Source organism: Chroococcidiopsis sp. TS-821 (assembly GCF_002939305.1).
Taxonomy (GTDB): Bacteria; Cyanobacteriota; Cyanobacteriia; order Cyanobacteriales; family Chroococcidiopsidaceae; genus Chroogloeocystis.
Map to the genome: position 1 here is coordinate 163,006 of NZ_MVDI01000003.1, position 19,747 is coordinate 182,752.

The following is a 19,747-nucleotide window of genomic DNA, read 5'->3' on the forward strand; positions in this document are numbered from 1 at the left end:
ATCCTCACTGATTTTACCTCAACCGCAATAATCTAGAAGTCTCTTATGCCCTATAGCCTTGTTTTTAATTTACTTCCTCAATCTCCTATTTATCCTAACTATCTCACTGGAAGACATCTTCATGCATTGTTTTTAACGCTTGTAAGTTCGGTAGATAAATCGTTGGGCGATCGCCTCCACGCTTCCAGCGCTGATAAAGCCTTTACCCTTGGCCCATTGCAAACGAATAAATCGAAACACAACTTGCAGTGGGAACATCAACAACCTATCCCTGCTGGTACTCCTTGCTGGTGGAGAATCTCTTTGCTCGATGATGCTTTATTTAGCAAACTTACCCACTTATGGCTAAACCTCAATCCCAAACATCCTTGGCATCTAGGTTCGGCTGACTTACACATTACCAGTATTTTAGGCACTCCTCAATCAACGCAACCTTGGGCAAATGCCACTACTTATGCACAATTATACGAGCAAGCTTCTGATATTGAGTGCGAACTTGCTTTTCGCTTTTACACTCCTACTTGCTTTCGTCAAGGCGAATTCGATGCTGCTTTACCAACAAGAGAATGCGTTTTTAATAGCTTACTCAATCGTTGGCAAAAATACAGTGGTATCAATTTTGAACCTAATCTCACAGCAGTTATCTTTCCCAGTTACTTTAATATTTCTACTACGATGCTAGTGGATTCTCGTAGTAAATTTATTGGTTGTGTTGGAGAAATAACCTATCGAATTTTAGGTGAAGTAGAGCCTGTAATTATTAAACAAATTAATACTTTAGCTGATTTTGCACTCTACTGCGGTGTAGGTAGAAAAACAACAATGGGAATGGGAATGTTACGGAGAATTAGACTGACAAGATAATTACAAAAATATGCATGATACTGATTATATTCCAATTGCTGCCCTTAATCAATATACTTACTGTCCGCATCGATGTTGGCGGATGTTTTGTGCAGGTGAGTTTAGCGATAATTCTTACACAATTGAAGGTACTAGCTTACACGATCGCGTCCACACATTAGGAGATGGACACCGTGAAGAAACTTGGCAAATTCGTGCGATTTGGTTGAAATCTGAACGCTACGGTTTAATTGGTAAAGCTGATTTAATTGAAGCAACTGACGGTCATTTTTATCCTATCGAATACAAACGGGGAAAGAAAGGAGAATGGGATAACGATGAAATGCAAGTCACAGCACAGGCGCTTTGCTTAGAAGATATGACAGGTTCGCCAGTAACGCAAGGATATATTTACTACGCCCAATCGCATCACCGTCAACTCGTCAAAATAACACCAGAATTACGAGAGGCTGCGATCGCTACTATTGAGGCTGTTCGTAGTTTACTCGAAACAGGCAAAATGCCTCCAGCAATATACGGTCAACGTTGCACTGGTTGTAGTTTATATTCGCAGTGTCTCCCACAAGCCACAGCAAAAGTTCAACGCTATCAAGAAGCTAATTAATTTTATTTGTAATCAATATGGGTACAGTTTACATTACACAACAAGATGCTTTTATTGGTAAAACTGATGAGCGATTGAATATCAAAGCTAATAAACAAACAATATTAGATGTACCATTAATTAAAGTAGATGGTGTTGTAGTTTTAGGACGCGCTACAGTCTCTCCGGCTGCTATTGCAGAATTTTTGGAACGCCACATTCCTTTAAGTTTTCTCACAGCTACAGGGAAATATCTTGGGCGCTTAGAACCAGAAGTTACCAAAAATATTTTTGTTCGTAAAGCGCAATGGCAAGCGATCGGAGAATCTGCACAAGCAGTACATATTGTCAAAGGTTTTGTGCGTGGCAAACTCAAAAACTACCGCAATTCGTTACTACGCGCTCAACGCTCAAACTCAGAACTTGACTTAAACGATAGTATCACGCGGCTAGAACAAGCGATCGCACCAATTGAAAACACAAATACAATTGCTTCGCTACGCGGTTTAGAGGGTGCGGGTAGTGCTGCATACTTTGGTAGCCTGAATCAACTTATTCGTGCAGAGGATTTTACCTTTACAGCAAGACACCGTAGACCACCGACTGATCCTGTTAATGCTTTACTAAGTTTAGGCTATGCTTTACTTCGCCATGACGTGCAAAGTGCTGTGAATATTGTCGGATTTGATGCTTATCTAGGATATCTGCACGTTGAACGTTACGGTCGTCCTTCGCTAGCATTAGACTTGATGGAAGAATTTCGACCTTTAGTTGTCGATGCAGTTGTGTTGTCTGCATTGAATAAGCGATCGCTCCTACAAGCAGATTTTACCACTGAACCGCTCAGTCATGCTGTATCGCTAACTCAAGAGGGACTGCGAACATTTTTGCGACTATACGAACAAAAGAAACAATCTAAATTTAAGCATCCGGTATTAGGGCGACAGTGTACGTACCAAGAAGCATTTGAAATTCAAGCACGGTTGTTAGCAAAATACCTGATGGGTGAAACCGATAAGTATCCTCCTTTGGTACTCAAGTAGAGGAAGTGAGGAAATGTATATCGTTGTATCTTACGATGTTTCCGAGGACAAGCGTCGCACCAAAATTCACTCAATTCTCAAATCTTACGGTCAGTGGGTACAGTACAGTATTTTTGAATGTAACTTAACTGATAGCCAGTATGCGAGAATGCGATCGCGTTTAGCTAAACTCATCAAAACTGAAGACAGCATTCGCTTTTACTTTCTGTGTGGATGTTGTCAAGGTAAAGTAGAAAGACTTGGCGGAGAACAACCACGAGATGAAACTATCTTTTTTGTTTAGGCGAAACAGTCAATTTTGAAGTGTACTTGCGCGGAAGGGTAGCTGTTTATCTTAGCTATGTTTAAAAAAGTAACAAAAGTCTCTATATAGAAGTGCTACAAGCCCTTTTGCCCTACCTTTAGATCCGCGCAACTTCTCAAACGCTTATTAAATATAACTTTTCACTTGTAATTCTACCTATTTTTATCTGTGTTCTTGACCTTTAAATGCTAAAATTGTGTATATATCGCGCAACTGTACCAGGAAAACCACATACTGTAACCTTCTCAGCCACCTGCCATTTCAATTAATACAAATCCCTATCAGGGATTGAAACTAGTCTACCAAGGAGTTTATGGCTAATTACTACGGATTTCAATTAATACAAATCCCTATCAGGGATTGAAACGACAAACTACCTGAAACGCCCTCCCCGACGGAGATTTCAATTAATACAAATCCCTATCAGGGATTGAAACAGCACGGCTTCTTCCAGTAGGGCGGGGATTCCTATTTCAATTAATACAAATCCCTATCAGGGATTGAAACCCAGCCCGTAGCCCCCAACTAAATACCCAGTAGTCATTTCAATTAATACAAATCCCTATCAGGGATTGAAACATATAAGCCTGTGGAAAATCATTTCTCCATACCTGATTTCAATTAATACAAATCCCTATCAGGGATTGAAACCACCCCGATTGCAGTGAGCGACGACTGGACTCCTGCATTTCAATTAATACAAATCCCTATCAGGGATTGAAACAAAAAGAAGTACCTTGAATCGGAGATCAAGATAGAATTTCAATTAATACAAATCCCTATCAGGGATTGAAACGACGCACTGTACAGCTTCTTCCAGGGCGCGGAAATATTTCAATTAATACAAATCCCTATCAGGGATTGAAACGACAAACCGCAAAAAGAACCCGAAACCCTTGCAAAATTTCAATTAATACAAATCCCTATCAGGGATTGAAACCGGCTTCTACACCAAACCGGTGGTGTTTGACGCGATTTCAATTAATACAAATCCCTATCAGGGATTGAAACACGAACTTGGGTGAATTCGCTTGGGCATATAATCTCCGTAATCTCATTTCAATTAATACAAATCCCTATCAGGGATTGAAACACGAACTTGGGAGGTAGTGGTAAATGGCGTAGCCGCTATGATTTCAATTAATACAAATCCCTATCAGGGATTGAAACCGTGCCTTCGCTTGCCCATTTCGCTTGTGGTGGTTGCATTTCAATTAATACAAATCCCTATCAGGGATTGAAACCCAGAAACCCACGCTGAGCCTCAAGGCGCTAGCAAGATTTCAATTAATACAAATCCCTATCAGGGATTGAAACATCGATTTTTCTTACCAAAACTTCCCTAGCTTGGGGCTAAAATTTCAATTAATACAAATCCCTATCAGGGATTGAAACAACTTCAGGCTTAGAAGATTCGCTGAGACCATAAAATTTCAATTAATACAAATCCCTATCAGGGATTGAAACCCAGATAAGGGAAACATTTCAAATATTTCTGGATACGATTTCAATTAATACAAATCCCTATCAGGGATTGAAACGACGCAGAACTTGCTCGAATCGCAGATCTTTCAGGTATTTCAATTAATACAAATCCCTATCAGGGATTGAAACAATCGCATCGTAGCTTCTCGATCGATCAAATCTTATTTCAATTAATACAAATCCCTATCAGGGATTGAAACTTGGCGAACATTTGCCCCAAAATATTCGACTATTATTTCAATTAATACAAATCCCTATCAGGGATTGAAACAATCAGATACTTCTAGGATGCTACACATCGCAGTCTATTTCAATTAATACAAATCCCTATCAGGGATTGAAACTACCATCGCTTTGATGCGCGTAATCTCGCTGAAAGATTTCAATTAATACAAATCCCTATCAGGGATTGAAACAAACATGGAAAAGCTAGCAACAGTAGACGCAAATAAAATTTCAATTAATACAAATCCCTATCAGGGATTGAAACAGCAATCTCAAAACCATGGGGTTGATTGACTTAGAGGGCAAATTTCAATTAATACAAATCCCTATCAGGGATTGAAACCAGAAGAGATGCTAATTCGGTTTGATACCGAACATTTCAATTAATACAAATCCCTATCAGGGATTGAAACTGCGTGCTAATCGAAATTCGGCGGGATTCGAAGAATTTCAATTAATACAAATCCCTATCAGGGATTGAAACCTGTTCGCATAAAAAACAAGCGCAGCCATCCGGTTATTTCAATTAATACAAATCCCTATCAGGGATTGAAACACAGCTTCGGGCGATCGCTCTGCTATTGATGCTTTATTTCAATTAATACAAATCCCTATCAGGGATTGAAACGCCAGTCCATCATCAAAGAGGAGAGTAAATAGAGATTTCAATTAATACAAATCCCTATCAGGGATTGAAACTCCAATTAAGATATCGGCGTACCTGTCCACCCCATTTCAATTAATACAAATCCCTATCAGGGATTGAAACAATTCAACGACAGAGACTGGAGGCAGACGAACGCGGGAATTTCAATTAATACAAATCCCTATCAGGGATTGAAACCAGCGATTTGTTCTTTGAGGAGGCTGATTTCAGATTTCAATTAATACAAATCCCTATCAGGGATTGAAACTTCAGGTGAAGGGGAATTCCTTAGACTAGATTGAAATTTCAATTAATACAAATCCCTATCAGGGATTGAAACATGATATTTGATTCTTGAGCAAGCGCAGCAGCGATAATTTCAATTAATACAAATCCCTATCAGGGATTGAAACAAAAAAAGAAGCATGAGCGGAAACCGTAAGGCGCTTTTCGAATTTCAATTAATACAAATCCCTATCAGGGATTGAAACACCCTGTACTATTTAAGTAAGAAACCAATTCGATCGAAGTCGAATTTCAATTAATACAAATCCCTATCAGGGATTGAAACACCCTGTACTCGCTCACAAAAAGAGATCTCCGTATTTCAATTAATACAAATCCCTATCAGGGATTGAAACTCAATCCTCAAAAAAACGCGAGTAATTTAGTAATAATTTCAATTAATACAAATCCCTATCAGGGATTGAAACCCGAGTACAGTGAGGGCTTCCAAAAATCACTTCTTATTTCAATTAATACAAATCCCTATCAGGGATTGAAACACTTACGGAACGGCGCAAAGACAACAAGCGATCGCATTTCAATTAATACAAATCCCTATCAGGGATTGAAACCTTTTACCACAAAATCCACAGCCAGACCGCGCACGTATTTCAATTAATACAAATCCCTATCAGGGATTGAAACAGGAGTACTGCTTGCGCTTGCAGCATCCAGACATGATTTCAATTAATACAAATCCCTATCAGGGATTGAAACAGAGCCCGCATAAATTGGCTGTCGTGCCGTGATGGGATTTCAATTAATACAAATCCCTATCAGGGATTGAAACAAAAATGACAGAAATCCTTACACCATAAGGATTAATTTCAATTAATACAAATCCCTATCAGGGATTGAAACAAAGAGCTTTTAGAGAATGCAGAACCAATTACAGTGAGGGATAAGATTTCAATTAATACAAATCCCTATCAGGGATTGAAACTAGTAAGGGCACCGGTATAGAAATTCTTTTAAAAATTTCAATTAATACAAATCCCTATCAGGGATTGAAACTTTACAGGACTGGCGCGAAATGCTTTCTTTGTAAATATTTCAATTAATACAAATCCCTATCAGGGATTGAAACTCATCAATACCTTCTTGCAGGGAACATCCTATGTCGGATTTCAATTAATACAAATCCCTATCAGGGATTGAAACGCCCTTGCCCCTCGGATCGCCGATGCAGTTCCACAATTTCAATTAATACAAATCCCTATCAGGGATTGAAACACTCAAAAGCAACATCAAAGATGAGACGCGCCACATTTCAATTAATACAAATCCCTATCAGGGATTGAAACTCAAGGTATCCGTCGCTGAAGACCCCACAGTAAGATTTCAATTAATACAAATCCCTATCAGGGATTGAAACGTAAGCGCAATAGTGTGGAAGACTCTTGCAACCCCATTTCAATTAATACAAATCCCTATCAGGGATTGAAACAGCGAAGGCTTCTGGAGAGAAAGTGTAGGTGGCAGGAGAATTTCAATTAATACAAATCCCTATCAGGGATTGAAACGACAAGATAGTTGGAGAAAAAGAATTAAACCAAAATTTCAATTAATACAAATCCCTATCAGGGATTGAAACATCGATGGCAGTCACTGGGACTGGGATGCGGAAACCAATTTCAATTAATACAAATCCCTATCAGGGATTGAAACCTGCCAGTGTAGAGGGGCTAGCAACTACGCTTTTGGATTTCAATTAATACAAATCCCTATCAGGGATTGAAACTGTAGCCGCCCCGACCGCCACCTTTGAATATGCAATTTCAATTAATACAAATCCCTATCAGGGATTGAAACTGGTTAAGCGATCGCGGCTTTACTGGCGGAGAAACTGATTTCAATTAATACAAATCCCTATCAGGGATTGAAACCTCGATTCTCGTTATCAGTTAATACCCTGTCTCGCTATTTCAATTAATACAAATCCCTATCAGGGATTGAAACCCATCGTAAAGAAGCGAGTTGTGTTACACTTGATAATCCAAAATTTCAATTAATACAAATCCCTATCAGGGATTGAAACAAACCACACTTCACCTAGGTAAATCGTCCCTTTTTTTAGAATTTCAATTAATACAAATCCCTATCAGGGATTGAAACGATAATTGTTTAACCATAGGGTAACTTGAGTATGTATTTCAATTAATACAAATCCCTATCAGGGATTGAAACGCGTTTGCCCCGTGCATTTTTCGGAATTTAGAGTGCAAAGATTTCAATTAATACAAATCCCTATCAGGGATTGAAACCCCGATTGGATACACCTACATCAGCCAAAAGGAGATAGAATTTCAATTAATACAAATCCCTATCAGGGATTGAAACTAGCGCGTTCTGAGAAGCTGTCAACTGAGTCGTTGATTTCAATTAATACAAATCCCTATCAGGGATTGAAACAAAGATGGTTAATCCTTTCGACGAAATTTTCAAGCAATTTCAATTAATACAAATCCCTATCAGGGATTGAAACAATTACCCGAATCAGTGCTCTGTTGCGCCCTCCTGCATTTCAATTAATACAAATCCCTATCAGGGATTGAAACCGGAAAGCTAGGATCTTGGAAAGGAGAGTCAGCGGATTTCAATTAATACAAATCCCTATCAGGGATTGAAACCTTTTGGAAGATTGAGATCGAATTTCGAGATTCTCTAGCTCTAATTTCAATTAATACAAATCCCTATCAGGGATTGAAACGAATTTTTGGAGACGCAAACAAAAACACAAATACATTTCAATTAATACAAATCCCTATCAGGGATTGAAACTACATCTACCGCAGTAAGGGTGGTGGTTTCGGAGATTTCAATTAATACAAATCCCTATCAGGGATTGAAACCACCTGTAAGTGACACCCAAGCGGAATAAGGGCTATTTCAATTAATACAAATCCCTATCAGGGATTGAAACAAAGTAAGGAACCTGAAAGGACTCGTAAGCAAGCTCCGGAGATTTCAATTAATACAAATCCCTATCAGGGATTGAAACTTCTAAATTGTGAATTTGAAGGGAGTGGCTACAAAATTTCAATTAATACAAATCCCTATCAGGGATTGAAACCGAAGGTGCAAAAGTATTGACAAAATCATCCAAGTTTATTTCAATTAATACAAATCCCTATCAGGGATTGAAACTGCCGTAAAGGCGCTGGTGGAAAAATGAAAACCAAGGTAAATTTCAATTAATACAAATCCCTATCAGGGATTGAAACGCAGATCAGCCAATTCGGTGGAGGGGAGGAGACACTATTTCAATTAATACAAATCCCTATCAGGGATTGAAACCCTGTCAGCTCTACAGGTCTCCCCCCTTGTACCCGAATTTCAATTAATACAAATCCCTATCAGGGATTGAAACCTTTACGAACGAGGCAATTGAGACGATCAAGATAATTTCAATTAATACAAATCCCTATCAGGGATTGAAACAAACCTACTACCTAGGAGAAGAGGCGATTGACTATTTCAATTAATACAAATCCCTATCAGGGATTGAAACGGGGTAGCTTGCCCGCCTTCCTTAATAAGTTCCTCATTTCAATTAATACAAATCCCTATCAGGGATTGAAACTACGGGGAAGGAATTTTTCTGGGCAGCGGCTTACTATTTCAATTAATACAAATCCCTATCAGGGATTGAAACTTGAGAATCTCTATTTCTAAAAAAAAAAATGCAATCATTTCAATTAATACAAATCCCTATCAGGGATTGAAACGTTTCTCGATCAATCATCTCCTCGTACTCCCAAATGAATTTCAATTAATACAAATCCCTATCAGGGATTGAAACTAACGCGCAAGGGATTTGAGCTTCCAGTATCTCTATTTCAATTAATACAAATCCCTATCAGGGATTGAAACGATTTTCCTTGTCTCAGGATTTGGAGGGAAATCGCATTTCAATTAATACAAATCCCTATCAGGGATTGAAACGCAGTGAACTGCGGTAACCTTACCTTGTGGAATTTCAATTAATACAAATCCCTATCAGGGATTGAAACGCAGGATTCCGCCCAGCAATCTCAGGAGCGAATGCAATTTCAATTAATACAAATCCCTATCAGGGATTGAAACCCCATCGGGCTGAACTGGTCTGAGGTGTTCTGGGGTGAATTTCAATTAATACAAATCCCTATCAGGGATTGAAACCAGATGACATTTATACTTCTGATTTTATTCCTGATAAATTTCAATTAATACAAATCCCTATCAGGGATTGAAACCCTGCAGTGCCTTGCTGGTGCCGAAATGCCAGTATTTCAATTAATACAAATCCCTATCAGGGATTGAAACTTTCACTGCCCCTAGATTCACATGGCTCAGGAGATTTCAATTAATACAAATCCCTATCAGGGATTGAAACCTCGGCATCCCAAGGTTCTTCAGCTTCCCAAGGTTATTTCAATTAATACAAATCCCTATCAGGGATTGAAACCTTCTTTTCTTTCTTGATTGTGAGGGGATTCAGTTGATTTCAATTAATACAAATCCCTATCAGGGATTGAAACCCAGGTTCGGAGGTTTGGGTATCTCCCGCCGAACATTTCAATTAATACAAATCCCTATCAGGGATTGAAACGCGCCGGCAGGTAAATCAGGTATAATAAAGGAAATTTCAATTAATACAAATCCCTATCAGGGATTGAAACGCTGGAAATAAATTCCAAGCGCAAGGCAGAGATATTTCAATTAATACAAATCCCTATCAGGGATTGAGACACGTTTGTTTTCATTTTCTTTGCCTGCTTTTTCCAGAGATTTCAAGTAATACAAATCCTTATCAGGAATTGAAATGCTACATACCCATGTATTAAGTAAAAGAAAATCACTTAAAATCAATCCTATTCAACAATTGTAATCAAAGATTGACGTTATCCTTTGGTACAGTTTTCTTTGTAATTAATGATATGTTTCTATGCATGTTTTTCGTTGAGCGTTTACTCAACCTCTTATCTATAAATATTTCTTTTCAAGAAACTCTTATGCTAGCTAAGGCGGGCAGGTAGAAGAGCGATCGCGACGATCGCTAAATAAAATCGGCGCAGAAACAGTTTCCAGCTTTGCAACGTTTTGAATTCGAGTGGTTCGATACCAATCTTGCCGCACCAGAATCAAGGTAAACTTGGGCAGCACTATGCCAAAGGCGATCGCAGCGATTGGAGTCAGCCCGTTGATGTACCAAAGAACTCCGACACCCACACTTGCGATCGCATCATACATCACCCCTAGAACGAGCGATCCAGTCTTGGGATTGCGCAGTTTCACGGTAAAAATGGCACTGCTAAAAAAAACGCCACATTTAGGAGCCACAAACCTAGTATCGAAACCATTCAAGTTGCGGTTGTCGCAATATAGGTAAAAGGGGCAGCAAGGCAAACAGCAGCATGAGAATGAAGTATGTCAGAATTTGTTAATTTATTTGATTCTAATTGAGCGATCGCGCAGCTATTTTGTAAAAATGAATACAGAAATATTCAAATAGCTTTCCCCTTTTTGCTATAGGGAAACGTTTTGCATTCAGTTTTCATGGATTTAAGACGGAGAACGAGTATGTCCCTGCAATCAACAGAGCCAATTTGTCGTCCGGTGTCTGCAAAAGAAGTAGCGATCGCGGCAAGTTGGAATCCTGTTTGCCACATCACTTATACGCGCGATACTTGGGTTAAGCTGCTGCAATCGCCTAGTGATTATGCATTTGACGAAGCTAAGTTGCTCTGTCAGGAATCTCTAGAGACTTGGCGTGCCTGGGTACCAGACTATGGTGAAGTTGTGCTCGACAGAAGCGATTTCTATTGTTGATTGAAAAAATCAAATTGGTCAAGAGCAATGAACACCGAGTCAGTTATTGATTGGAATGAAATGTTTGAGTATCTACCAGGAATGCTTGTAGAACTCAAAAATGACCCAGGCGTTTTGCATCGAATTGATTATTATGAAGCTATGATGGTGCCTCCTATTTGGTTGGTCAGCGATCCGCGTCCGCGTTACCCTAGTGAGTTGCGGATTGTGTCGCGTCGAGAAGTACAAAGCTGTGAGTTAAAGCCACAACCATCATTAGTGTAATAATCTGCTTCAAACTAGAGTCTTTCTTAATTCACTTCAGACGCTCTGATAGAGTTGTTTAACTTCAGTCAAGCTTGGCTCTAAAACAATTCTTCTTGAGTTTGTATAAAGTTAGGTTACCTTGCGTTGTTTTCCCACGGGTATAAAGCGTAGATTTTATTTAGGTACTACCGAAACTGAGCTACCTCAATAAAAGAAATAACAATCTTTGTCAGACTATAAAACAATCACTAAAGTTTTAACGGTTAGGACAATTATGCCAGCACTACAACGGACTGCATCAGCGACTTGGAATGGCACCGTGAAAGAAGGGCAAGGTCAAATTAGTGCAGCAAGTGGAGTACTGCACAATGTTCCCTACAGCTTTGCTACGCGGTTTGAGAATCAATCAGGAACCAATCCAGAAGAACTCATTGCTGCGGCTCATGCAGCGTGCTACAGCATGGCACTGACGCTAACGCTCAACGAAAAAGGATACCAGCCGCAACAGGTTCAAACCCAGGCTACGTGCACTATTGAATCTCAGGATGGAGGCTTCAAAATCGCGAAGATGCGTTTAGAAACACAAGGTCAGATATCAGGTATTGATGCTGAAACATTTAATCAGATTGCGCGCGAAGCTGAACAGATTTGTCCTGTTTCTAATGCATTACGAGGTAATGTAGCGATCGACTTAGAAGCTTCTTTGAAATAAAATTAGCTGTTGATAGAAATAAGTCTTGATACTGTCTAAGGATGTGCCCCAATGATTGAGCTTCCTATTTACAGAGTTTGAGTGTTTCTCTTACCAGACAGCCATCTAATTACTGATTTTAAGTTACCAAGTAAAAATTTTGCATACTTTCAAGCGATCGCACCTTTTGCATCAATAGGAGTATTTAGTTCAAAGCTTCGATAGAGTTTGAAACCCTGAACTTATAATAAACACTCCCATTGCAATAATTTTTCTAAGGCACTTCAATGGGAATTAGAGTATTTTCTGGTAAGTAACTGCGAAAACTGCCTTCATCAGCTAGCACTAAAACCAACCGTAATGGATAATCTGGAGGCATTTGCAAATCAGCCCACGGTACAGCAATTTCCAAGCATTTGTTCAGTGCTACAGTAGCGCGACTGTAACGTGGGTGCCATTGATAATGTTCTCCAGCTTCCTGAAAATGAACTGATTGAGTGAGCAAATTGATTTCTAGCTGATGGTGGTATAAATAGTTGAGCGGAGCTTCATTTGGTACATCATCTAGTGGCACTGGGCTGTTGTGCATTGTGCGATCGGGATAAAACCACAGTAAGTGTAACTCTGAAGGTAGATCGCGCCCTGGTTGTACGCCCTGTTTTAAATCAACACGCAGGTAGAAATTTAGGTGATCTACTCCATACCATATCCGCTGGATCGCACTATTTTTGTGCATTGTTCCGCGCGCTCCACCGATTTCCAAGCGTCCAGCACGATCCCAGTCTTGTTCGTCACCCATACCATCGATAACAGGATGAATAAAGCCTTGGGGTTGACGATCGCCTTGAACTTCATGCGATTCCACAGGTTGGCGCAAATATGGTGGAATAGGTTCATTTAGTGCTTGATAAATTCCGCACAAATGTTCGCGAAATAGTTGGTCAAAAATCGCATCTTGATTTGAGGTATGACCTTCACCAAACCACCAAAACCAGTCAGAACCCTCTGCAGCATACAACGCTTCCCAAGCTTCGGGGTTATTTTCTTCGGTTGCTTCAGGATGTTTAGCAAGTACAGCCCTAGCTTCAGCTAGCATATCCCAAGCACGATTCTTGGCAGGATCGCCGATCCACGTTGTAAAGCTACCATCTACCCAGGAACCACTATGTAATTGTTTTCCTGGAATTGTTGCTGTAGGAGGGAATGCTTCCAGAAATTCTGAGACAGTGACAAGTTTGATGTGTGGATGATCGCTGAGAGTTTGATACAAATTCTCCAAAAAAGGCTTACCATCTTGCGGGTAAAATTCCCAGCAGTTCTCGCCATCAAGCGCGATTGTTACCAACCAAGGCTGTTCAGGTTGACGATGTTTGTGCGAGTGCGCGATCGCTTCTAAGTGTCCGACTAAATCTGTCGCTGCTTGTTTGGCTGGCATTGAGCCATAAGTAAAACCAATTAAATCAGATAAGCGGTGGTCGCGAAAGACAATTGCTAAATCGCCTGCGGCGGTTTCTAAACGATACGGACGATAAAGTAGTTCAGGTTCGCATACATTACCCGCACCATCGCGATGGAAAAAGTGGTGTAGTGTCCAGCCTAAGACAGCTTCATCTGATACAATCCAGTTGAATCCTTGCTTGACAATATAAGGCAAAATTTCCGGACTCACCGACTGTTCTGAAGGCCATAATCCGCGAGGTTCTCTTCCAAAGCGGTCTTGATATAATTCCCACGCTTTATACAAGTGCCGAGGAATATCTTCTGCCCATTGAAATCGGTGTTGGGGCAGTGTCATATTGGGTACAGCAACGCGCCCCGAATTGGTATCGGCAAGTAACGGCAAAATGGGGTGCGTATAAGGCGTTGTGGTAACTTCCAACTGTCCTGCATTCTGCATTTCGCGATGCTGAGGAATAATTCTCCCCAAAATGTCACGTTGCTTAGAATAAATCCGCTGGCGATCGCTTAAAGTAAAATTCCGCCCTTGCTGCAACCATGCAGCGATTTCTGGATCGTCCCAAAATAGCGGATCGATCCACGCGAGATTATGCCATGCCAATAAATCGCTATAATCTTGTAACTGCCAATTTTCTAAACACCACGCTTTACCTTGTTCTTGTCTTTGGTGGTACAACTCGGCATAACGGGGGTGCGGGTCAATTAACGTGTGGTGATTCGCATCAAAAAAGTGTTCAACGATAAACTGTCGTTGTGCTTGTGAGAGTTGCTCGGTTGGCGTCAAGCTTATAGCTAAATACGGGTCAAATGCCGTGCCAGCGATATAATCTTCGAGTTGCAGAATCAACGAAGGAACCAAGTTGACGGTTTGATGCAACTTTGGATAGCGTGCGAGGAGTAATACTAAATCTAAATAATCTTTTGTGCCATGTAGCCGTACCCAAGGTAGTCGGTATTGACTGCGTGCAGACAAAGAAATACTGCTATCTCGACCTTTGTACAATGGCTGGTGTTGGTGCCAAATGAATGCAACGTATAGAGGATGCGCCATAAGCGAGGGGCTAGAGGCTAGGTATTACTAGGTTTATCAGAAAGTCAAAAAAACTATTATATTTTCTTAACCACTTTAGCCTAATTTGCCTTCCTAGTCTCTAGTCCCTTTATTATCTATTGACTACAGTACTTGCTCAACTTCTGCAATTTCTGGAATCATTTCGCGCAAACGGCGTTCGATACCCATTTTCAGCGTCATTGTCGAGCTAGGACAAGCACCACACGCGCCTTGCAGCCGCAACTTGACTACAGGACCATCTAGTTCGACCAACTCGACATTACCGCCATCAGACATTAGGTAAGGACGCAATTCATCCAGAACTGTTTCTACATTATTTACTGTCAGTTCCATTGATTTAGACCTCGTTCAGCTTGTAAATAGTTGATACATCGATCCTAGATCTAATTTGCAATCGCCCGCAGCCGGTAACTTCATTATGCCTCGACTGTTGCGGGTTCAAGCAACTTGATATTTGAGAAATTAAATTCTGTCGTGGTGCGTTCTCCGTTCTCATACGAATGAATCACTTGCTTTGTCATTACGTAGTAATCACCTACTTTTTCATAAGTATCTTCAAACTTTAAAACTCGAATGACATCATTCGTTTGCGGATTGCGAAATACAGCGTCGTAGCGGGATGCAACGTAACCATTGCCAGTATCTAAACTTTCATGGGTGTCAATAACGAACGCCATGCGTCCCATAACGCGGCTAACTTGGCAAATTTCTGTACCGCGAATTTTGTAATTAGACCCCATTGAATCGCCCTTCACGAGGATCTCAACCGCGCCGGAAGCATCGGTTTCACCCAAATTAAATTCATGCTTACCATGCGATTGCTCAAAACTAGAGCGTTTGCGATGCGTTACGATATCGCGCAGTTGCGTGTAAACACTCTCTTGTACTTCTTCATTGTCAATACCAGTAACTTCTACACTCCAATCGCGATTGATGCGTATATGCCCGGTGTAGACTTCAGAACCTTGCTTCAACTCCACATCAGCACTATATCCGGGAAAGTTTTCATCCCAGGTATAGCGATTCTCATAAGCAGTTTTAAATATTTCAGTGGCACTCAATTGCTGTGTCATGTAACCATTCTGATTTCAACGTTACTATTATCTCTTGTCGGAGGAGTGAGGGGTGAGCGATTAGTGGTTAGTGACTGATGGGTGGCTAATGAAAAGGTCATTCTTGTTCAGTCCTAAAAGATGGATCTGATGATGTCGCTTGTGATGGACTTGATTGCTGTAGTCTAAGGGCATCTTGTGCCGAAACGCCTTCACTAGCAGTGCCAATGTACCAAAGCGCCGCAGCAGCTTCTGCACGAGTTACCGTTTTTTTGGGTTGAAACAGCGTTGTATATCCAAAAACGCGGCGAATGTTTGAGCGATCGCTATTTTGAAAATCGGCTAAAACTGCTTGTAATGCCCTTGGTTCAATTTTTGCTGCATCTTGAAAGCCCCAGGTTTGCTGAACCGCATCTACGGAAGCATTGGGGAGTGAGGAACGAGTATCAATAGGAACTTTCCAAAGAATCATTTGTTCGCGCGTCAGCGGCGCGTCAGGGCGAAATAGCACAGTTGTTGCACTTCCTGACAGGGGACTAGGAATTAACCCTGCTTCGGCTAAACCTTGAATTACAGCAAAATCTGGATCGGAAGCTGGTACATCCTGAAACGCTGGTTGCGTCGAGGACGATGCTGCGCGAATTTGTTTTGCGGGGTTATCGGCATAAAATCGATTATTGGCAGCAACTAGCCAACGCGCATACTCGCGCCGCGTAACAGTTTTATTCGGTTCAAATTGATTCGCTGAATCGCTTTTAGTAGATGTTGCTTGCAATGGTAACACGCCTAAGGCGCTCAAGTCTTGAAGATACTGACGCAGTTCTTGCGGTACTTGGTTAATGTCATTAAAAGATTGTTCTGCGGTTGGTTGCGCAGTGTTATTTGCCGCTTGTGCATTGCCGTTGGCTTGTTGTAATGGTACCGGTCCAATAAAATCTGGATCTCCTGGTTGCGGTACATTAGCTAGATCGGCATTGTTTGAGGACGTGCTAGTTGTGGCAGTTGTATCGCGCGTGTATTGCAGCGTGAATTCGGTATTTCCTGATGTGTTTGGCTCGACAGAATTGCTTTGGTTGGGTGCAGGAATCGTTACGGTAACGCGCAACCCATCGCGTTGTGCTTCTATTATTCCCTCTTGTTCGCTCGGAAGCAACTCCCAGTCGTTTGCTTGAAATTGGTTTTGATAAAAACTTTGAACGAAATTTATCGGATCGGGTGTTGTCCAGCGCGTTTCTGAGGCTGTAACTTGCTGCAACTGCGCGTTAGGATAGCGAGGTATTTCTGCGGGAAAGTCTGCTGGTAGCTGAACATTGGTATTTAAAGCTGTTTGATTACTGTTATTATTACTAGTACCAAACGCGATCGCTGGGTTGTCCTGGAGCCTCGGGTCTGCTGCGAACATTTGCTCTAGGTTTCTGCCAGATGGATTATTAGCACAGGCACTTACTGATGCCAGTAACACAGCTAAACCAGCTATTTTGAAAAAGCATCTTGAGGTCAACACAGTCATTTGAAGAAGATACCATCACTTCTTACGCTAACGTAATTTGGCAATAGTCGCTGCAGCTGCTTGCGACTACATGCTCTTTGCTAGCAATTTTTGTGTATAATTTTTTACTAAAACTAGAAAATTTTTATGAAAGTGCAGACGAAGTATGAAAAACATGTGAGTGATATATTGAGTATGCAAAAGGCAAAATAAATATTAAATTTAAGAATAAGACAATTGGCAAGCTTGACCTGTTTCCCGTGCTGCAACAAAATTTCATGCAGGTTTTTCCTCAAAAGCTTAGTGATTCTCACACACCGTTTCAGCTATTGCTGTTCGTTGATGAACGTTCAGGTTCTCAGCAACAGATTCAGCAGATCTATCACTATCTCAAAGAGTTACAAGAGAAGTATGCTTTTGAACTCCAAATTATTGATGTGGGCGAACAGCCATATTTTGCAGAACACTTTAAATTAGTTGCAACTCCAGCACTAATTAAAATTCATCCAGAACCACGGCAAACGTTAGCAGGCAGTAATTTAATTGCTCAGTTACAATCATGGTGGCCGCGCTGGCAAAAAGCAGTAGCAGAAAAACTTCAGTCCCAGAACGTGCAGCCAGAACGTGTTAGATCGCCTCAAAACGGAATGCGTTCGATTGCAGATTCGGCTGAAGTCATTTTAATGGCAGATGAAATTTTCAGTCTTAAACGCGAGCAAGAAAAGCTACTAGAACAGCTACAGTTTAAAGACCAAGTGATTGCCATGCTAGCGCACGATTTGCGCAATCCATTAACCGCAGTTTCAATCGCGCTAGAAACGCTAGAAGCAGGTCTAACACGCGAAGGGCAAACGCCGCCACTTTCACCGAACTTAGTCGCGCAGTTGTTCAAACAAGCACGGACGCAAGCGCGGTCAATTGATAAAATGATTGCTGGGTTATTACAAGTAGCGCGAGGAACTGCTGCCGAATTAGACATTCAACCACAAAAAGTAGAGCTAGAAAAACTGTGTCATGAGGTTCTAATGCAGTTGAGCGATCGCGCGAGGGCAAAAAGTTTAAAAATTGAAACTGATATTCCGCGCGACTTACCACGAACTTATGCGGATCAAGAAAGAATTCGCCAAGTGCTGATTAACCTGCTTGATAATGCGATTAAATACACGCCTGCTAATGGTAAAATCCACATCTCGGCGCTACACCGCACGACGCAAAAAATTCAATTCAGTGTTTGCGATACAGGACCAGGAATTCCTGAAGAAAATCGCGATCGCATTTTTGAAGACCGCTTTCGTTTAGAAAGAGACAAAGCAAAGGATGGTTACGGTATTGGTCTGTGCTTGTGTCAGCGTATTATTCGCGCGCACTACGGACAAATCTGGGTAGATTGTCCACCCACAGGTGGTTCTTGTTTTCATTTTACTTTGCCCGTTTATCCCAATTAAATTACGAGTAGTTCGTCTTTGGCTCTTAGCTAATTTCTAATTCCTACTAGCAGTATATTGTTTAATTGCAGCAATAATTTGAGTGTTAGCTGTGGGAAAAGAATATTGCTCGATTTCATCTAAGCTCACCCACCGTACCTCATCACATTCAATGGGTTTTGGCTCGCCAGCCAGGTGACGGCACAAATGTACAGTCAATGTCACTTGTAAATGCGGATAAGTATAGTCAACGGTCATCAAATGTTCGCCAACCGCAATCTCAATTCCTAATTCTTCTTTGATTTCTCTTTTGATACACGCTTGAACAGTTTCTCCTGGCTCAATTTTGCCTCCAGGAAACTCCCACAACCCGCCTAAACTTCCTTCTGGACGACGGCGATCTATCAGAATTTGTTCGCGGTCATTCCAAATTACACCAACACCAATAATTCTATGTGGAATCGTCACCCAGAAACCTCACACAAAGTTGTGGACTAGCTTGTAAATACAATATCATCAAAGGTCTGAGAGGTCGGTGGCCAGAAAAGATGCCTCCTAATTAAATAACTCGGTGAAACGAAAATTGTGTTTACCGAGTTCTTAAATCTATGCGCAGTGCTTATTTTAGTGACATATTTCAAGAGCTAATTTAGATGACAGATGCTGCTGTTATTCATGCGTAGAGTGATTAACTTCAGCTGCGTGTAGGGACTTTTCAAAAAGCATTCTTTGTTCAGCATTGCGCAGGAAGTAACCACTAATCATTGCCGACGCTAGTAGTCTACCCAGGTTCTCGCGAGTTGTTGTGATGCTGACGTTAAAGTGTTCTGGAGGCAAGTTGCCCAATAGCCCAATAATATTGCGTTCCATAATTTGAAACACTTCGCCAGACGTGGGCTTAGATAGTTGGTTAACAGTTTCTGGGCTTAGCCCTTGAACGTACTGCCATAGCAAGTTACCATTTTCGGACTCGCCATCAAAGAATCCTGAGACTTGGTTAGATACGTCGCTCACTTTGTACCTCCGGTTGAGCAATAGCTGCTTACTCTTGACTTAAGAGAAGTTCACT

Annotated in this window: 15 protein-coding genes and 1 CRISPR repeat array; of the genes, 8 read left to right on the plus strand and 7 right to left on the minus strand. The window is 41.0% G+C overall.

Going from position 1 to position 19,747, the window contains the following annotated elements; all coding sequences use genetic code 11:
* Nucleotides 1-45 precede the first annotated feature (45 nt).
* The 4 genes from cas6 to cas2 are packed head-to-tail and all read left to right on the plus strand — an operon-like array spanning nucleotide 46 to nucleotide 2,773.
* Nucleotides 46-864, plus strand: coding sequence for a CRISPR-associated endoribonuclease Cas6 (gene cas6, locus B1A85_RS11170; protein WP_104546990.1), 819 nt, complete (start codon nucleotides 46-48; stop codon nucleotides 862-864).
* Between the two features lie 10 nt (nucleotides 865-874).
* A complete protein-coding gene (cas4, locus tag B1A85_RS11175; protein WP_104546991.1) occupies nucleotides 875-1,468 on the plus strand; it encodes a CRISPR-associated protein Cas4 in 594 nt (197 codons plus the stop codon).
* Between the two features lie 17 nt (nucleotides 1,469-1,485).
* Nucleotides 1,486-2,490: a type I-D CRISPR-associated endonuclease Cas1d gene (cas1d, locus tag B1A85_RS11180; RefSeq protein ID WP_104546992.1), complete on the plus strand. Its 1,005-nt coding sequence runs from the start codon at nucleotides 1,486-1,488 to the stop codon at nucleotides 2,488-2,490.
* Between the two features lie 13 nt (nucleotides 2,491-2,503).
* The gene (cas2, locus tag B1A85_RS11185; protein ID WP_104546993.1) at nucleotides 2,504-2,773 is read left to right on the plus strand and encodes a CRISPR-associated endonuclease Cas2; all 270 of its coding nucleotides are present in this window, start codon (nucleotides 2,504-2,506) and stop codon (nucleotides 2,771-2,773) included.
* A gap of 279 nt (nucleotides 2,774-3,052) precedes the next feature.
* Nucleotides 3,053-10,241: direct repeats of the CRISPR family, unit length 37 nt; unit sequence ATTTCAATTAATACAAATCCCTATCAGGGATTGAAAC.
* Nucleotides 10,242-10,436: 195 nt separating this feature from the next.
* On the opposite strand, the gene B1A85_RS24490 is transcribed toward cas2, so the two are convergent.
* Nucleotides 10,437-10,712: a hypothetical protein gene (locus B1A85_RS24490; RefSeq protein ID WP_210404387.1), complete on the minus strand. Its 276-nt coding sequence runs from the start codon at nucleotides 10,710-10,712 to the stop codon at nucleotides 10,437-10,439.
* A gap of 285 nt (nucleotides 10,713-10,997) precedes the next feature.
* Here B1A85_RS24490 and B1A85_RS11195 point away from each other — a divergent pair, with 285 nt between their 5' ends.
* The 3 genes from B1A85_RS11195 (at nucleotide 10,998) to B1A85_RS11205 (ending at nucleotide 12,204) form a co-directional block, all read left to right on the plus strand.
* A complete protein-coding gene (locus B1A85_RS11195; RefSeq protein ID WP_104546994.1) occupies nucleotides 10,998-11,246 on the plus strand; it encodes a hypothetical protein in 249 nt (82 codons plus the stop codon).
* A gap of 27 nt (nucleotides 11,247-11,273) precedes the next feature.
* Nucleotides 11,274-11,510: a hypothetical protein gene (locus B1A85_RS11200; RefSeq protein WP_104546995.1), complete on the plus strand. Its 237-nt coding sequence runs from the start codon at nucleotides 11,274-11,276 to the stop codon at nucleotides 11,508-11,510.
* A gap of 256 nt (nucleotides 11,511-11,766) precedes the next feature.
* On the plus strand, nucleotides 11,767-12,204 hold the full coding sequence (locus tag B1A85_RS11205; RefSeq protein ID WP_104546996.1) for an OsmC family protein: 438 nt from the start codon (nucleotides 11,767-11,769) through the stop codon (nucleotides 12,202-12,204).
* Nucleotides 12,205-12,457: 253 nt separating this feature from the next.
* Here the strand turns inward: B1A85_RS11205 and B1A85_RS11210 are convergent, their stop codons facing one another.
* The 4 genes from B1A85_RS11210 to B1A85_RS11225 all read right to left on the minus strand — a co-directional run bounded on the left by B1A85_RS11210 (nucleotide 12,458) and on the right by B1A85_RS11225 (nucleotide 17,275).
* Nucleotides 12,458-14,692, minus strand: a complete 2,235-nt coding sequence (locus tag B1A85_RS11210; RefSeq protein WP_104546997.1) for a glycoside hydrolase — start codon at nucleotides 14,690-14,692, stop codon at nucleotides 12,458-12,460.
* 123 nt (nucleotides 14,693-14,815) lie between these two features.
* Nucleotides 14,816-15,046, minus strand: a complete 231-nt coding sequence (locus B1A85_RS11215; protein ID WP_104546998.1) for a NifU family protein — start codon at nucleotides 15,044-15,046, stop codon at nucleotides 14,816-14,818.
* 83 nt (nucleotides 15,047-15,129) lie between these two features.
* Complete coding sequence (locus B1A85_RS11220; protein WP_104546999.1) at nucleotides 15,130-15,786, minus strand: DUF3386 domain-containing protein; 657 nt, start codon at nucleotides 15,784-15,786, stop codon at nucleotides 15,130-15,132.
* A 97-nt stretch (nucleotides 15,787-15,883) separates the two neighbouring features.
* The gene (locus B1A85_RS11225) at nucleotides 15,884-17,275 is read right to left on the minus strand and encodes an S-layer homology domain-containing protein (protein WP_104547000.1); all 1,392 of its coding nucleotides are present in this window, start codon (nucleotides 17,273-17,275) and stop codon (nucleotides 15,884-15,886) included.
* Nucleotides 17,276-17,532: 257 nt separating this feature from the next.
* On the opposite strand from B1A85_RS11225, the gene B1A85_RS11230 reads away from it, so the two are divergent.
* A complete protein-coding gene (locus tag B1A85_RS11230; protein ID WP_104547001.1) occupies nucleotides 17,533-18,699 on the plus strand; it encodes a histidine kinase in 1,167 nt (388 codons plus the stop codon).
* Nucleotides 18,700-18,735: 36 nt separating this feature from the next.
* Here B1A85_RS11230 and mutT read toward each other — a convergent pair whose 3' ends face one another.
* Both mutT and B1A85_RS11240 read right to left on the minus strand, forming a co-directional pair.
* Nucleotides 18,736-19,146: an 8-oxo-dGTP diphosphatase MutT gene (gene mutT / locus B1A85_RS11235; protein WP_104547002.1), complete on the minus strand. Its 411-nt coding sequence runs from the start codon at nucleotides 19,144-19,146 to the stop codon at nucleotides 18,736-18,738.
* Between the two features lie 201 nt (nucleotides 19,147-19,347).
* A complete protein-coding gene (locus B1A85_RS11240; protein ID WP_104547003.1) occupies nucleotides 19,348-19,692 on the minus strand; it encodes a DUF760 domain-containing protein in 345 nt (114 codons plus the stop codon).
* Nucleotides 19,693-19,747: the final 55 nt, after the last annotated feature.

What these genes read in the sequence shown, in the direction of transcription:
- cas2 (WP_104546993.1), top strand. Translation starts at nt 2,504, where the DNA reads ATGTATATCGTTGTATCTTACGATGTTTCCGAGGACAAGCGTCGCACC.
- B1A85_RS11225 (WP_104547000.1), bottom strand. Translation starts at nt 17,275, where the DNA reads ATGACTGTGTTGACCTCAAGATGCTTTTTCAAAATAGCTGGTTTAGCT.
- cas1d (WP_104546992.1), top strand. Translation starts at nt 1,486, where the DNA reads ATGGGTACAGTTTACATTACACAACAAGATGCTTTTATTGGTAAAACT.
- B1A85_RS11195 (WP_104546994.1), top strand. Translation starts at nt 10,998, where the DNA reads ATGTCCCTGCAATCAACAGAGCCAATTTGTCGTCCGGTGTCTGCAAAA.
- cas4 (WP_104546991.1), top strand. Translation starts at nt 875, where the DNA reads ATGCATGATACTGATTATATTCCAATTGCTGCCCTTAATCAATATACT.
- B1A85_RS11210 (WP_104546997.1), bottom strand. Translation starts at nt 14,692, where the DNA reads ATGGCGCATCCTCTATACGTTGCATTCATTTGGCACCAACACCAGCCA.
- B1A85_RS11215 (WP_104546998.1), bottom strand. Translation starts at nt 15,046, where the DNA reads ATGGAACTGACAGTAAATAATGTAGAAACAGTTCTGGATGAATTGCGT.
- B1A85_RS11205 (WP_104546996.1), top strand. Translation starts at nt 11,767, where the DNA reads ATGCCAGCACTACAACGGACTGCATCAGCGACTTGGAATGGCACCGTG.
- B1A85_RS11230 (WP_104547001.1), top strand. Translation starts at nt 17,533, where the DNA reads ATGCAGGTTTTTCCTCAAAAGCTTAGTGATTCTCACACACCGTTTCAG.
- B1A85_RS11200 (WP_104546995.1), top strand. Translation starts at nt 11,274, where the DNA reads ATGAACACCGAGTCAGTTATTGATTGGAATGAAATGTTTGAGTATCTA.
- cas6 (WP_104546990.1), top strand. Translation starts at nt 46, where the DNA reads ATGCCCTATAGCCTTGTTTTTAATTTACTTCCTCAATCTCCTATTTAT.
- B1A85_RS11220 (WP_104546999.1), bottom strand. Translation starts at nt 15,786, where the DNA reads ATGACACAGCAATTGAGTGCCACTGAAATATTTAAAACTGCTTATGAG.